At 41.5% G+C, this 13,922-nt stretch carries 11 protein-coding genes; 9 read left to right on the top strand and 2 right to left on the bottom strand.

Going from position 1 to position 13,922, the window contains the following annotated elements:
* Window position 1: 1 nt before the first annotated feature.
* The gene (locus ACQEXT_RS08865) at window positions 2-1,180 is read right to left on the bottom strand and encodes a ParA family protein (RefSeq protein WP_426951610.1); all 1,179 of its coding nucleotides are present in this window, start codon (window positions 1,178-1,180) and stop codon (window positions 2-4) included.
* Window positions 1,181-1,351: 171 nt separating this feature from the next.
* On the opposite strand from ACQEXT_RS08865, the gene ACQEXT_RS08860 reads away from it, so the two are divergent.
* From ACQEXT_RS08860 to ACQEXT_RS08830, 7 genes are all read left to right on the top strand, one after another.
* The gene (locus tag ACQEXT_RS08860) at window positions 1,352-3,253 is read left to right on the top strand and encodes a PD-(D/E)XK nuclease-like domain-containing protein (RefSeq protein ID WP_426951608.1); all 1,902 of its coding nucleotides are present in this window, start codon (window positions 1,352-1,354) and stop codon (window positions 3,251-3,253) included.
* A 4-nt stretch (window positions 3,254-3,257) separates the two neighbouring features.
* Window positions 3,258-4,202 carry a hypothetical protein gene (locus ACQEXT_RS08855; RefSeq protein WP_426951606.1) on the top strand — a complete coding sequence of 315 codons (945 nt, stop codon included), beginning with the start codon at window positions 3,258-3,260 and terminating at the stop codon, window positions 4,200-4,202.
* Window positions 4,203-4,345: 143 nt separating this feature from the next.
* A complete protein-coding gene (locus tag ACQEXT_RS08850; protein ID WP_426951605.1) occupies window positions 4,346-5,887 on the top strand; it encodes a UvrD-helicase domain-containing protein in 1,542 nt (513 codons plus the stop codon).
* A gap of 6 nt (window positions 5,888-5,893) precedes the next feature.
* A complete protein-coding gene (locus ACQEXT_RS08845) occupies window positions 5,894-6,406 on the top strand; it encodes a hypothetical protein (protein WP_426951603.1) in 513 nt (170 codons plus the stop codon).
* 24 nt (window positions 6,407-6,430) lie between these two features.
* A complete protein-coding gene (locus tag ACQEXT_RS08840; protein WP_426951601.1) occupies window positions 6,431-7,027 on the top strand; it encodes a hypothetical protein in 597 nt (198 codons plus the stop codon).
* The gene (locus ACQEXT_RS08835; protein ID WP_426951600.1) at window positions 7,024-8,685 is read left to right on the top strand and encodes a hypothetical protein; all 1,662 of its coding nucleotides are present in this window, start codon (window positions 7,024-7,026) and stop codon (window positions 8,683-8,685) included. Before ACQEXT_RS08840 ends, ACQEXT_RS08835 begins: the two co-directional genes overlap by 4 nt.
* Window positions 8,640-9,629 carry a hypothetical protein gene (locus tag ACQEXT_RS08830; RefSeq protein WP_426951598.1) on the top strand — a complete coding sequence of 330 codons (990 nt, stop codon included), beginning with the start codon at window positions 8,640-8,642 and terminating at the stop codon, window positions 9,627-9,629. Before ACQEXT_RS08835 ends, ACQEXT_RS08830 begins: the two co-directional genes overlap by 46 nt.
* A 51-nt stretch (window positions 9,630-9,680) precedes the next feature.
* Here ACQEXT_RS08830 and ACQEXT_RS08825 read toward each other — a convergent pair whose 3' ends face one another.
* Window positions 9,681-10,277, bottom strand: a complete 597-nt coding sequence (locus ACQEXT_RS08825) for a hypothetical protein (protein WP_426951597.1) — start codon at window positions 10,275-10,277, stop codon at window positions 9,681-9,683.
* A gap of 583 nt (window positions 10,278-10,860) precedes the next feature.
* Here ACQEXT_RS08825 and ACQEXT_RS08820 point away from each other — a divergent pair.
* Both ACQEXT_RS08820 and ACQEXT_RS08815 read left to right on the top strand, forming a co-directional pair.
* Entirely contained in the window at window positions 10,861-12,723 is a 1,863-nt protein-coding gene (locus tag ACQEXT_RS08820) for a replication initiator protein RctB domain-containing protein (RefSeq protein WP_426951595.1), read from the top strand.
* 336 nt (window positions 12,724-13,059) lie between these two features.
* On the top strand, window positions 13,060-13,809 hold the full coding sequence (locus ACQEXT_RS08815) for a hypothetical protein (protein WP_426951593.1): 750 nt from the start codon (window positions 13,060-13,062) through the stop codon (window positions 13,807-13,809).
* Window positions 13,810-13,922 lie beyond the last annotated feature (113 nt).

Here is a 13,922-nt window from a genome sequence, read left to right as displayed (position 1 = left end):
ACTACACCTCACCACGTTCACGACGCTCCCATGACGTGACGATGTCATGGTGAATCTGCGAAAGAATCTGAGAAACATTTTGCTTACAGCGGGTGAATGTTTTCTTGGTGTTAGGGTATTGACTGGCCGACATTTCAAAAATGGTTGAGTTCATATTGTGGCAAACCTTAATGGCCTCACTCTTATAGAACTCGGTGTTGTAAGTAAAGTAGCCGAATTTTTCGATGAAACGATTCTTAATGGCCAACTCGGATATAGAGTTGTCGTCATAATTACACACGAGAATTTTCGCAAAGTCGTAACCTTGATGGCCTAGGCCTTCCATCATACTCCACAATGAAGGAATGAAATCGAAGTAACTACAAGTAGCTTCAACATCAATCTCATTAAAACAAACAGGGAAAATTATTGATGTTGCTGCGTAGTAAGCATTAAGAGTAACAAAACCAGAACTTGGGGGAGTATCAATGATGATAATATCAAACTCATCAGACACCGTATCAATAATATGCTTAAGACGACGGTACGGCTCTTGCGGGTCAACGTCTAATAATTGCTTATGAAACTCAAACTCATAACCACGATGGAGTTGTGATGCTGGTAAAATACGTAGGTTTGGAATCTGCGTCTGGAGAAAACAACTAGAGAAGAACTGTTTTTCAGTTTCCCCCTCTTCTAATTCATACTTGCCAACAATCAACTCACCTGCCGAAATATGTTTATCTAGGTGTAGGTCATGAACCCAGAAAGAAGAAGCATTGTACTGAGCGTCAAGGTCCACAATCCCCACTCGATAGTCTTGATGAAACTCTGTTGCGAGGCCTGATGCTGTTGCAGTGCTGGTGGTTGACTTGCCAACACCGCCCTTTTGAGCTTGTACCGCAATAACTTGACAGTGTTTCTTGTCGCCACGAACAAATTTAGGCGCAACACGAAGTTGCTCCGGTAATGCGTCTCTGATGGAGCGGATTTGGGTGAGCGACAGCTCAGAGATATCATCAATACCGATGTTATTAGCATGTTTCTTAGCGGTTCGAGGGTCAATGCTTAAGTAGTCATGAACCTCGCCTTTTCGAAATACTCGCTCCGGTTTTTCAATGGTGTGTTTTGATGACGCGAGATAGCTGCGTCCTCTGTCTTGCAGTTCCAAAAAATGTGAATTCGTTTCTCTCGCGTTCATAACTGACCTTTTGATATTTAAAAAAACAATGCTGCTATAATCTTTCAATGCTGTAAAAATAACTGAATGCATAAAAAAAGCAAGCATTTACTAAAAAACTCTGCATGTATTGCAAATATTAAATTAAGTGTGCTATAGTTAATTTGTCAGTTAACAAAGAGGCAATTAACCATGAATGCTATCAACAAGTGTATTAACCGTCGTTCTGCGAGCCAAGTTCAACAAGAACTATCAGTTAAACCAATTGTATCCACCTCTACAGGATTTATCGCACCACTTAGCGACAAAGAGTATCGTTTAATTCCGGCGCACTCTAAAAGCTCTATCACTCCTGCTTTAAAAAGCGGCACTGACTATGAGTTCTTTACAGTAGATCAACGTGGCCAGCACAAAGAAACGCAAGGCATGGTTGATGGTCGTCTTTTGCACTGCCTGTTATTGGAAGAAGCAAATTTTAATCAAGTCTACATGGTAAGTGGCAACCATGATGCAATCCATAAAGACAACCCGCTTTATTTCGACTCAATGGATTCATTGCGTTCATTCGTAAGTAAACACAATCGACTGCACACCTCGCTCAAGAAAGATTGTGTGGCCCTGATTAAGAAGCACAATTCATCACTGGTCTCCGACCAAACGAAAATTGAGAGTTACGAGCAACTGCCTGTTAAGTTCCAAACAGGCGCCCCAACAAAGGCAGGAATCAAGCGTCTATCTCAACGTTTTCTGAATGAGGTGCTTACAGAAATTCCCCATCAGGAGCCCGAGAGCGCTCAAAAAGACCGTATCCAATTTTTGCTAACCTCTTTCGAAAGTCAGATTAAAGGCAGCCTAAACAGTATGACGGCCTTCCTAAAAAGCACGACGAAGGCCAAAGTGGATATGCTGAACACTATGATGCCCTCTCTTCGTTCAGCTTGGGAGCTATTGGAAGATGCACATAAATTAGATCGCCTACCCAAAACTTGGGTGAGTGATGAGCTATCCAAAAAGGTCAAAGATGACGCTGTGAAGTTTTTCAATAAAACTCTGAGCGAGCAATCTGCAGAGCACAAGCTAAATGAAAATGCGGCTGTTGAAGATATGTACTCACAACTGGAGAAAACTGAGTATGCTAGTGTGCTCGAAGAATACAAAGAGTCATGCCCTCAAATCTTCAATAAAATGTTCAACGTTGGTGGTAAAAAAAGCGACACAGAAGAGTACACAGCTTCTGAAGTTCTTCAAGAAGTAAAGCGAGTCTATGGTGGCGCCCCTGTTCTTAAAACTTTACTTGTTGATGAAGAAGAGCGAACAGCAATTCGCGAACATAAAACTCTCATCTCTCCTGAAATCTATGCTCACGCTAAACGTATAGTGGATGCAGCTCTACAACATGAGAAAGCGGGCCCTATCCTTCGTCATGAAGGAAACATGTATGAGGTTAGCATGTTTTGGAATGAGGTCTTAGAGGCGGACTGGTTTACTGAACTCGACGATGCTGATAGCGAAGCCCTAGATGGAAATCCAACCCAGCGTCGTGTGTTGTGGAAAGGTAAACTTGATGTCCTAAATCTGGCCGTGAACTTTATCGCTGATGTAAAGTTTATGAGCACAGTGGAATTTGACGCTTTGCAACGCGATGCGAGTAAATACACATACCATCTGCAAAATGGCATCTACGAGAAAGGCTTCAATGAAATTATGAAAAGCCTCCCAAGCGGTGCTCAAGAGCTAACAAAATTCATTTTTATCTTTATTGAGAAAGATGCTCCAAAATTGGGCGAAGAAGCCTCTAAGCCAGTTCGTATTCGTGTCGACTCTTTCAAGCTTTCGCATATCGAACGTGCTGCTCGCATGGCCACGCAAGCCACACTACTTACCGAGATGTGGCAATCTACAGCTCACTACGACGGCTTTGATGAAGTGGAAGAAATTGACGTTCCCGTTTTTCAAGTTCGAGCCGAAGAACGATGGTTGGCGCAAACGGAGCAACGTCTACAAAGAATTGCCAATAAATCAAGCAAACAAGCATACGAATCCGTCAACGATGAATTCGAAATGCCATCATTTGCTAGCCTAAAGGCAGGGTGAGACTATGAAAAAATGGATGAACCCAGAATACATTGAAACCATGATGAAATTGGCCGAGATTTTAAAAAACTGCCAGTTCACTAACATGCAGTTTCGTGGGGACGTTGGTACGGTCTACGCATTGCTTTGCAAAGGAGATGCGTGGGGTATCAACCCCGAGTATATGCTATCGCAGTCTTACATCGACAATTATGGCCGATTGGACCATACGGGTAGTGTGTACCGACTAGCACTTTCAAACTCCAATGAAGTTGCAAAGGTCAGCATTACAGAATCTGGTGAATGGAGTGCAGTAAAAGGACGATTCAGTGTTAGCGTTCCAAACGTAACGCAAGACAAGATTTACACTAAGCTTTGGGAGACTGATATTGAAAATGAGTTGGCTGTTTCTGTCACAGTGCAATTCTTAGACCCAAACCGTAGCGACGTTACGTCTATTAGGAGTTTGAGTAGCGTAGATGACTCTCTAAAACAGCTTGACCACACTTGGGTCACAAGCCCAAGAAAACGCTTGGAGAGCATGATAATACGCGACCTTTGCCACAATGAGCTATATGACTTAATACATGGCGCGAGTCCAGAAGACACTCATGCTGAGATAAATGGATATATCGGCACTATTAGTGAGCCTAGCTCCCCTCCCCGAGAAGAGACCGAACTAGAACCAGAACGCCAAGTTCCCAACTCGCAAGTTACGCCAGATACAATTGATGAGAATGCTGACTACATAGGTCGTGCTATCAGTATTCAAGATGCCGTAGTGAAGGCTCAGTTAAATAACAATGCTACTGAAATGAAGCTACGAAAGAATGAGCTGGTGGAGTTAACAAAAGAAGCTATTAATGATCCAAAAGTGAAAGATACGATAAAGAATAAGCTAGAGAGAATCTATGAAGAGACAGCTGGTATTGTCATCGATGATGGTAGCGAAATTCTTTCGGCGGTGTAAACGTATATGAGCTGCTACAGTGTAGCAGCCTGACAAAGTCCCATACCTGCTACAGTGTAGCAGGCAATAGAAATACAACACCTGCTACAGTGTAGCAGCCTACTGTTCAGGCAGTAGAAACCGATAAAAACTGGTAGGTACTGATGAACTTCAAAGGCTATAAACTATCACCCGAGCAAATGGAATCACTTAGCGCATTTGTTAATCTGCCCGAAAACAAGTTGCTTGTCATTGATGCTGGTGCGGGGGCCAGTAAAACATTTACCTGTAATGCGATTGTTTCAAATCTATGCGCTCAACTAAGAGTATTAGTGCTTGCATACAACTCAATCATCGTAGAAGAAATGAAAGATGCATTTCCAAACAACTGCGACGTAACAACTTCGCACTCGTTTGCTCGAAAACACACAAAGCCATATCGCGAAGAGCGTCTAAACACTCCGCTTACAATACGAGTAGTTCAAAATATTCTTAAGCTTCCAAGTAAAATAGATAGCATGGGAAGTGCCACTTTTTCTGAAAAAGTACTAAAAATCATCAATAAGTATTGCGTGTCGGATGCAAGTTCTATATCCGAGTTCATGGCACTAAACATGACAAACATACTCAATGTCCATGAATACAGTCTGAAAGAAGAACTTGTACGAAACTGCAAAATTCTGTGGGCAATAATGACGGACAGAGAGTCGTCATGCCCGATAACTCACGACGTATACTTGAAGGAGTTTGTTCTACTTCTGGAAGCTGGCGAGGTAACGATAGACTACGATGTAGTAGTGTTGGATGAGGGACAAGATACTGTTCCTGTAGTCAAACAAATGTTTGAACTACTCAATGCTAAAGGTGTTATTGTTGGTGACAAGTATCAGTCCATCTACGAATGGCGAAATGCTGTCAACGTCATGGAAAGCTATATCAAAAGCAATAACGTTACCACGCGACTGACTACATGTTATCGTTTTGGGCAACCTATTGCTAACGTTGCTAATGCTCTCATTGAAAAATACTATGGAACGAATCCTCAGTTTAAAGGCAATCCAGACAAAAAATCCGTCATTCATTCATCTGCTAACCATGAACCGCATGACCAATCGCTCATGCTTTTTAGAACAAATGCAGAGCTAATGTCTTCGCTTATTGAAAAATTCGAGGCAGGCTACAAGTGCAAACTGTTAAAGAAAGCAGAGGAATCATTAAAGCTCATTGATGACGCCCAAGAACTTAGAAACGGAAATAAAGTACTTCGAGGCGCTCTTCGTGTGTTCAACAACTGGCAAGAGTTTGAAGAACACGCAAGATCTACTCAAGGTGGAGAGTTTAAATCGTTTATCAATTCGATTGAGCTATATGGATTTGATAAGATGAGAACAGTCATCAGCCAAGCGGCAGAGACACCAAAAGAATCGGCTCAGTACATATTCGCTACCGCTCATTCAACAAAAGGAATTGAACATGACAACGTAGTGATAGGGCCTGACTTTGATAAGTTTATTTCACGCAGCTCAGGAAAACTACTACAGCAAGAAGCTAGCTTGCTCTACGTGGCGCTAACTCGCGCGAAGTCGAGCTTAGATATATCTCAATGCTCAACTCTTCGGTATTTGGCCGATAAGCCTATCAAGGAAAAACTAAGTAGTAGTGTAATGCAAAATAAACATAAAATGGCAGCAGCACTATTTGGATAACATGATATGAGCAATCAAGAGTCGCCTTTCGGCGAAGTGGTCGAGGTCTACACCCAAGACGCTGTATTGCAATTGCAGCGCATCACGATAAATAGAAAGAATAAACCTCTTCACACTGTTATTGTGACACTTTCGAAATTGTTAGATGGAAAGCCGAATTACAGTAACAAGAAGGAAATGCGCTTGGAAGAGCATGGACTAACCGCTCTCTGTCAAGCGCTAATGGGGCTAAAGCACAAAGCCTCCATTAAAGGAAATACAGAAAACGGCAAGTACGCCGAAGCTATGTTTATCAACATTAATACTAACGAAACGATGAACATAATTCTTAGTAGCGAGAATCACAGTAGGCGAGGTCTAGAAAAAAGTTACTCCGTAACATTCTATCCTGAGTATCGCTACAAGCTACTAGCAATAGCTGTGTCGCAACTAACGCTAAACAGTCAGGGCTATAAGCAGAGCGTAAGTGAAACTCTCAGTATATTAAAAGCCGCAGCCTTTCCTGCTTATAGGCAGTAAAGTCTAAATAATAGGAGATTGAAGATGACTGGTTTTATTAAAAAAGTGATGAGTAAATCCAATTGGATTCTAGCTTCTATTGCTGTCTGCATGGTGCTGAGTTATGGCTTTGGAAACGAACTCAAATATATTCTGGCGTTAGCAGTAACTGATATTCAACAACTGCATGTAGATCTCTACTGGCTAACAGTGGAAGAGTGGTTAAGCACATCATCAAACTGGACCATCCTGAGTTACGTATTTTTCACAGCCCTTGGGGTTTATACGCTAGCCAAAGCATACACAATTGTTCGACATTACGATGTAAATGACGACAACTATTTAAAACGCCTTTCAAGCTTAATGGTAGGGTGTGGACTAGCAGCTTTCGCCCCATATCGTTCTACTCAAGCGTTTGAGCGCACTAAAGATTACGAAACAAGTGAAGAAGTAGCTAAAATCCGAGTAAAAACACTATCTCTGCTAAAAATAGACAGCGAACTTGCTCATCGGGCAGGGGTCGCTATGACCAAAGATAAGGCTGGAATTAACAGCCTAACGGACAGTTCTTCAACGTATATTATGTCCGTGATGAAGAAAAACAACTTATCACCAAACGAATCTGAACAAGGTGAATCATGATAATTTTAAAGTACGACGGTAACGATTCGAAAGCCACTAAATCGTCCGGTAGCTATATCTACCTAATCACCAATGGCGAGCATCCGAACAAGGCAAAGAAAGCCGTACTTACAGTAGATTCAAAGTTTACGAACATCGCATCTTATCCAAGACGAAAAGAAGTCTACCGGTTCTTAGAAACTGAAGCCGGAAATGCGGCCATTTTTAGAATTGATTCTAAAAGCAAGCAAACTTGGTTAGAAATAAACAAGCGAGAAGAAGACTACTGTATAGACGAATTTACTAGTCTATTCAAAACTATTGAATCAACCTCACCAGAACTTCTTAGTAAAGGAATTTGGCGAGATGCAATCAATACGCTTTACGGAGTTTCGGCTTATACATGGAGACGATTCAAAGCACCATTTACACACGGCACTGCTGATGGAGAAAAATACCGCGAATTACGTTTCGTCGAAACTGGATTGAGAAACCTAGAGTATCTCGTGAAAGACATAGAGAAACGTAATGTCAGCGTGGCCAAAATTTCAGAAGCAGAACGCACTGATGTAGTAGCAAACAGAACCAATTCTGACGGCCAGTCCCAGATAGCTTTTGAAATGCAAAAGGGCGGATATGCCAAGGTTACATTTGATGGCACACAACCACGAGTATTGCTCAATAAAGGGCTATTCCAAATAAACCAACCAATGTGGCGCATCAAACTTAAAAGCGAAGCGGAATGGACTATTTTCTGCGCCGTTAACCTTGGAGCTACGAACTGCTTTGTTGAGTTTCTGCGAGCAAATGGAGTTCAACCGTTCTCGACACTGTTAAGCGATGGTGAAGAGGGCAGATTGTGTGATCTCTTTGGTGTCAAAAACCACTATGAAGAGCTAGACGCTGTACTTCCTTTAATTGACATCGAAGTTTTGGTAGAAGCTGATAAGTGGGAACCTATTACGGAATCGCATTATAGTCCAAGTCCTTATCAGAAAAATAAGGTTGCGGAGCTATACGGTGTATCTCTGCTCGAAGGATTATACCGCTCAATTACACATAAATCTGCTCAGTTGGATTGTGATGCAAACGACATCATTGCTTATAAGAAATGGTGTGAAAAAACTAAGCCCACATTTGAAGGTACGAAAAAGCAACATAGCAACGTAAGAACAAGAGCGGCTAAATCAGTAAATGTGAAAGACTATAGCCAGACAACCAATGCAATTTCGGAAGCGCAAAAAGAGAAACGCCAACGTCTTGCTATGGATAGTTTCAAGCAACATTGGCAGACAATCCATAATGCTCTATCCATGACGGCCCCAAAACTAAAAGTAAGTGGCTTCCATGATGCCAGTAACCGCCGGAAGGAGTTCTACGTTGATATAGAGGGCGACCATATCAAAGTTGCAACAAACAGCGGGGTGGTCGTCCATAGGGTAAGTGATGAGCTAGATGACAAAGGGACAAGTACAATTGAATACATAAACCCTAAGTTTAATATCGATGGAACGTATACAATGGCGCAGTATCTAAGCTTCAAAGCTGCTGAAAGTATTGCAGAACATATTGCTAATAACGCAGGTATATACGCGAGCCATGTAAGTAAGCTTCAAAATATAAAACCGACACTATGGAAAAAACAAGTACCAGTCAAAATCTTCGAAATATTGAGTTAACACCAGACTTAGTCTATGACCGTATATGCGGACTCAAAGACCAGTTAGAAAAGCTCATATCTCTACTTAGAAACTGCCAGCGGCATCATTGTGACGTCGCTAGCTTGCCTCTTGCATTTGTCGATAGCGAAGGTAAGGACTCTGTTTTTGAGGACGTTGAAGAAATTAATCTTATCCGAAGCGAGGGAGTTGCTGCTTTTGAGCAGTACCTTTCCCAGCTACGCTTCCAACCTCGACACGAGAAAAGCCCCTCAACAAATTTAACTATTTCACAGATCGCAGCTAGACGCACGGTAGGAGTAATTCACTTACATGCCGTTGTACAGGGAAGGAGAGAGGAAATAGTGCAGCTGGTGGAAAGTATCAATCAGCAAAAGAAATCAATTGGAGAGGATTTGGCGTTCTTGTATCCAGACGCAATGAAACGCTCCCGCCATTTTTACCGGAAACTACTACCTGACGTGGTTCCAAAGAGCATTACAAGGTTAATTCCCTTAGCTCCACTCAACACTCAACGAGTTCATTTCTCATGGCTAGTAAATGGATACACACAAAAGATTCTTAATCGAGATGATGTTGTTAGGCTAATTCATACGACTAACGACACCATAGCCGCGAGAAATCCAGAATTGAATGTAACCGACTTAAACAACAGAGATGAGAATAGGTTGGGTAATCACGAGAAATTCTATCGTCTGGTTCCAGCCAAAGTTAACCCTCGCTATAGAGTAACAATAGAAGAGGGAGGCAAACGCCAACAGTTAAATCCTGTACGAGCTGTGATACCTCTTCTTATAATGCAGGACAAAGACTTGATCGAGTACAGGCAGCTATCAGAACTGAATTTGCTCAACGGAATCCAGCCAAACCGAAACAAAAAGAGAGTAGAAAGGACAGCTATATTAGAGACACTCCAAGTATACAAATATGATACACATGAGTAACTGTACCAAAAAACGCAACGGTACAGTTAACTCGGATGTTTTTCTATAAAACTAGAACAATACCCCTCCATCAAAAATAAGGGTGTTATTTAATCGCAGCTGGACACCTTTAGACAAACAAACTCGGATTGCCTCATTAAAGTCAACAGCCTTGAGTTCAGGAACCATCACCCCACCTTTCCAAAATATATAGTCAGAAGGCTTGTCTAAAATTACGAACGAACCATGCACGTCGGTAATTACCTCAAGGATAGGGGACTTATTCGCAGACACACGGAATACAAATGAAGTAAATGAGCATGAATCAGGTTGCTGGACTACTAGTTCTAGTGGCAATGAGCCCTCGTCGAGTTCAAGACTCTTTAACAGATAACTGCTACCAGATTGCAATAGAGAGTAACTAACACCACAAAAAGAGAATTTGATAAAATGAGGATTGAAATGATCGTACCGCACATCATAAGCGCGAGCTGGTAACTCTTGCTCAAGCTTAAAGCGGCGAATACCATGTGGCGTCACTTCAACATGCATTCTAGGATCGTTTATATGACGAGAGCAGCTTTTATAATTGACACCGCAGAACTCTGCATACCGACTGATATCACCCTCAAAATAGAGAGCAACGAACTTTTCAAGGCTGAATACCATTAATACCACCTTCTGTACCATCTAAATAAAGGATTAAATTTAATCCTTCTCAATATTTGAGAATATTATACCGTATTATGAGAGCATTACGTGAAGGATCACAACTATTAATAAACTATCCACCGATTTAGTGGGTAAACACTGAAGTAGCTTGTGAATAACCAAATAAAGCCTGTGGAAAAAACTGTATAAGTAGGCTGATAATAGAGGATAACGTGTGATCTAAAGGCAACGGTACAGATGGAAAACGCAACGGTACACTAAAAAGATCGCAATGGTACGGTAGATAGATCGCAATGGTACGGTGAATTTATGCGATGGTACAGCTAAAAAGAGCAATGGTACACCGCAATATGATAGCTAAAATGTTCTTTAAAACCAGTAAGTTAGTATAATATTAATGTTCTATTATAGAAGATAAGATCAATAGAACATTAATAGAAATATAATAGAAAATAAGATCTTTATTATTGATAATAGATCGAAAGATCTTGTTGTTTGGTATGGAATGTTTGTCTAGAATGACGTTGCAGCGTAAAATCAAGCATCAATAATTTTTAGTAGCAACTTTTTTATACATCACATGATAAACATTGAAAGAACATCAAGAGCATCGTTCTATTTCACTCACGATAGGCCATCACCAATCAGTGAGGAAGTTCTAACACAGTTCAATCGTGTAAAAGCACAAAAGAAGTTGCTATTGGAACTCAATGAGCTTCATCAAAATACTGAACCCCACTCAGTGATCGAACTCGATGAGATCCTAAACAGGATAGGCAAGTCTGGAGATAACTATCTGAGACGAGCGTTTACAAAAGAACCACTATCTAGATTCATAAAAAAAATCCCTTTCCGCTCAGAACAAAATCAAGCACATAAATGGGCAACATGCTATTCGCTAGATTACAAAGCTCTGTCAGGCAATATCCCTCACCAGCCAGAAGAAAGGGTTGATACTACAAAACCAAACATAGTAGTAAAGGAAAACGAAGCTGCTAAAGGCATGGGGTATAGCAAATCAATCACTGCAACAATGCCTGTCACATCTGCGGAAGTGACTAAGTTCCTCAGCTTTGCGAGATCAAGTGAAAAAACAAATGACGTACAACGAGTAAGTCCGACTGATTGGGTAACGATCAAAACCTCCAATAAACGAATTGTCGCGGTAAAAGATGCAGTGGTAATTCTAGCAGCAGTGTACTTAACCTACGCATATCACAGATATCGACTGCCGTATTACAACCACAACCGAATAAGTACCCCGCCGAACAAGACTGTGCTTTCAATTAGCGCACTTCGCCAAGCCTTACAAAAACCAAGAAACGTAGGTACAGCGATGAGTATACGCGAAGCACTAGACGTTACCCGCGACACTGTGTACGACTTTATCGGAAATATCACTGATATAACTGGCGAGACAGATACTGAAGAAGCGGCCAGCATCCGACGCAGAGTGTTTAATTGTGATGCAATTTTAAACACTCTGCCAAACACAGACGAGGAAGCCAAAACAGCTTTCTATGATGCAAATATATTTGTCATAGAGTGGGATGATGAACTATTCAACTCAATCATCAACTCAAAATCACTGCTCGCGTTACCGCAGAACTTACTGACTCTAGATGCAACGCTCGTAGTTCTATACCTGAAACTTAGAGCAAACAAAGAGTTGAAAACTAAGAACTCTGGTGACTCTGAAATGACCACTGGTCTGAATCAGTTCCTACATAATTATCTGGGTATGGAGACAGTCGAATTTTTAAAAGTTGTGCAAAAAGCTGGGAAGAAGCATCGAGAAGGTGTCGAATTTCATTTGGATAACCCGCATGAAATTAAGATTGAGCTATTTGGATACCTAATCTGTGTTCGGGCAGAAGCAAACGAATTGTACATTAAAGCAATTCGCCATCTTGTGTTCCAATTTGCAGGAGTATCACCAAATCATGATGCGCCGACTCATTGGAATGAATTGTCTGCGAAGCTAATGAGCATCATTGAAAACGACCATGAAGTAAATGCGCGTCAACCCGAACGTAAACTCGGTGTCGAGATCAATAACGGAGTGGTTACGGTAACAGATAGTGAGACTGGAAATTCTTGTATCATCACAAACCTTACCAGTGAAAAATTGATTAGTAGGTTCGCGACATTGCTGCAGAGTCAAGCTCAGCCACAAGCAACGTTAGTATCTGAGTTTACTAAGTTGCAAAGAGATTGTACGAAACCTGTCATTGGAGAAAAAGCGGTTAGGGCAATAATGGCAGATCTAATTGCTTACTACCGAGTTGAAATCGATCAAAGTGCTTTAATGAATTTGCTGGTGGTGTATTTCAGCGATAAGCCAGAAAAAGCGGAACAAATTGAACGTGCTGTGTATCTCAGTCTTATTATTGACGACTCGATACTGAGTGACATTGTCACGTACCTAACGCGACGCACATAATAGGTTTTTCCGAAAAACTCGCGCATTAGAGTACAAACTAACAAGGGTAGGAATGCCCGTCGTCCCCCTCAGATTCCGTGGATGACCCGCGCAGCGCGCGAGAAAAAATAAAAAAAAGAAAAAAGAAAATTCTGTACGTATAACGAGTGGAATGGTTATGAAATTGAAGGGGTTACAGCGCCCCTTTTTCTTTAAATGACATATGTTAGTTTGTACTCTAAATGTAACGTGGATATGGTTGCGCTTGCATTGGTACAGGTGATGTATAATAATAATGTTCGTATGTAACTTTGTATGGCTTAGAAACTTTCACCACTTTTAGGGAGCAGAGGCTTTATGAGGCTTGCATTCACTATTCTTGCTTGCGCTATTGGTTTATCGTCGGTAGCTCAAGCTAGCCCAGCAAATAACGACGGCACTAGCGAGGCAGATATTAAGCCACCTCGTGCTACCATTCAGAAACGCCCAAAACAGAACAGCGAGTTCGCCGATTACTCGACAGTAAGAGACAAGGTCTATACGCCTAGAGCATTTGTCAATCACGATGATTCAGTGCAAAAACGTGATAGTGGCACTCGACCGGACTTGGGGAATGGGCTGCAAAAACCTGATAACTCGTTGAAACCGATTAACTGTGAACACCCTGCATACAAGACACTTTGTGCTGAAATTAAAAAGGCAGTTGGAAACGGTGGTTCAGTAGGTGGAGGTGAGCCACCGAAATCTTACTACTGGAAAACGCTGTATAGCAACTCGACGGGAACGACCGCCTATACCATTCCATCGGCCTATGTGAAGGTAATGACAAATGCTACTATCACATTTGGTAGCTCGGTTGTAACTAGCCCGATTGGATACCAGCGAGCTTTCACTATTACTAAATACGATAGTCCTTATAGCTGCGGAACCTACCCATACAGTGCGACCATCTATGGCACAGCAGAAGCTAATGGCCGAATAACTGCACCAGACAAAACCGTGCATTATGAATCGGCAAGACGCAGTAGAGGTGACTGCCGTAGCACCAGTAAAACAGGAACCATTACAGCGCGAATTATGAAAGTAGCTGTCTACATACCTAGATAACCAAGACGATATACAGAATACTAAAGAGACCATCAACAGATGGTCTTTTTTCTTTAAAGGTAATGCGATTTAGGATGTTGAATATTTAATCATTGGTGTGCTAGTATTATCTG

The sequence above is a fragment of the Vibrio sp. TRT 29B02 genome, assembly GCF_050113655.1.
GTDB lineage: Bacteria > Pseudomonadota > Gammaproteobacteria > Enterobacterales > Vibrionaceae > Vibrio.
Note: the sequence above shows the minus strand (reverse complement) of the source record. Positions and strands in the feature narration are given on the sequence as shown.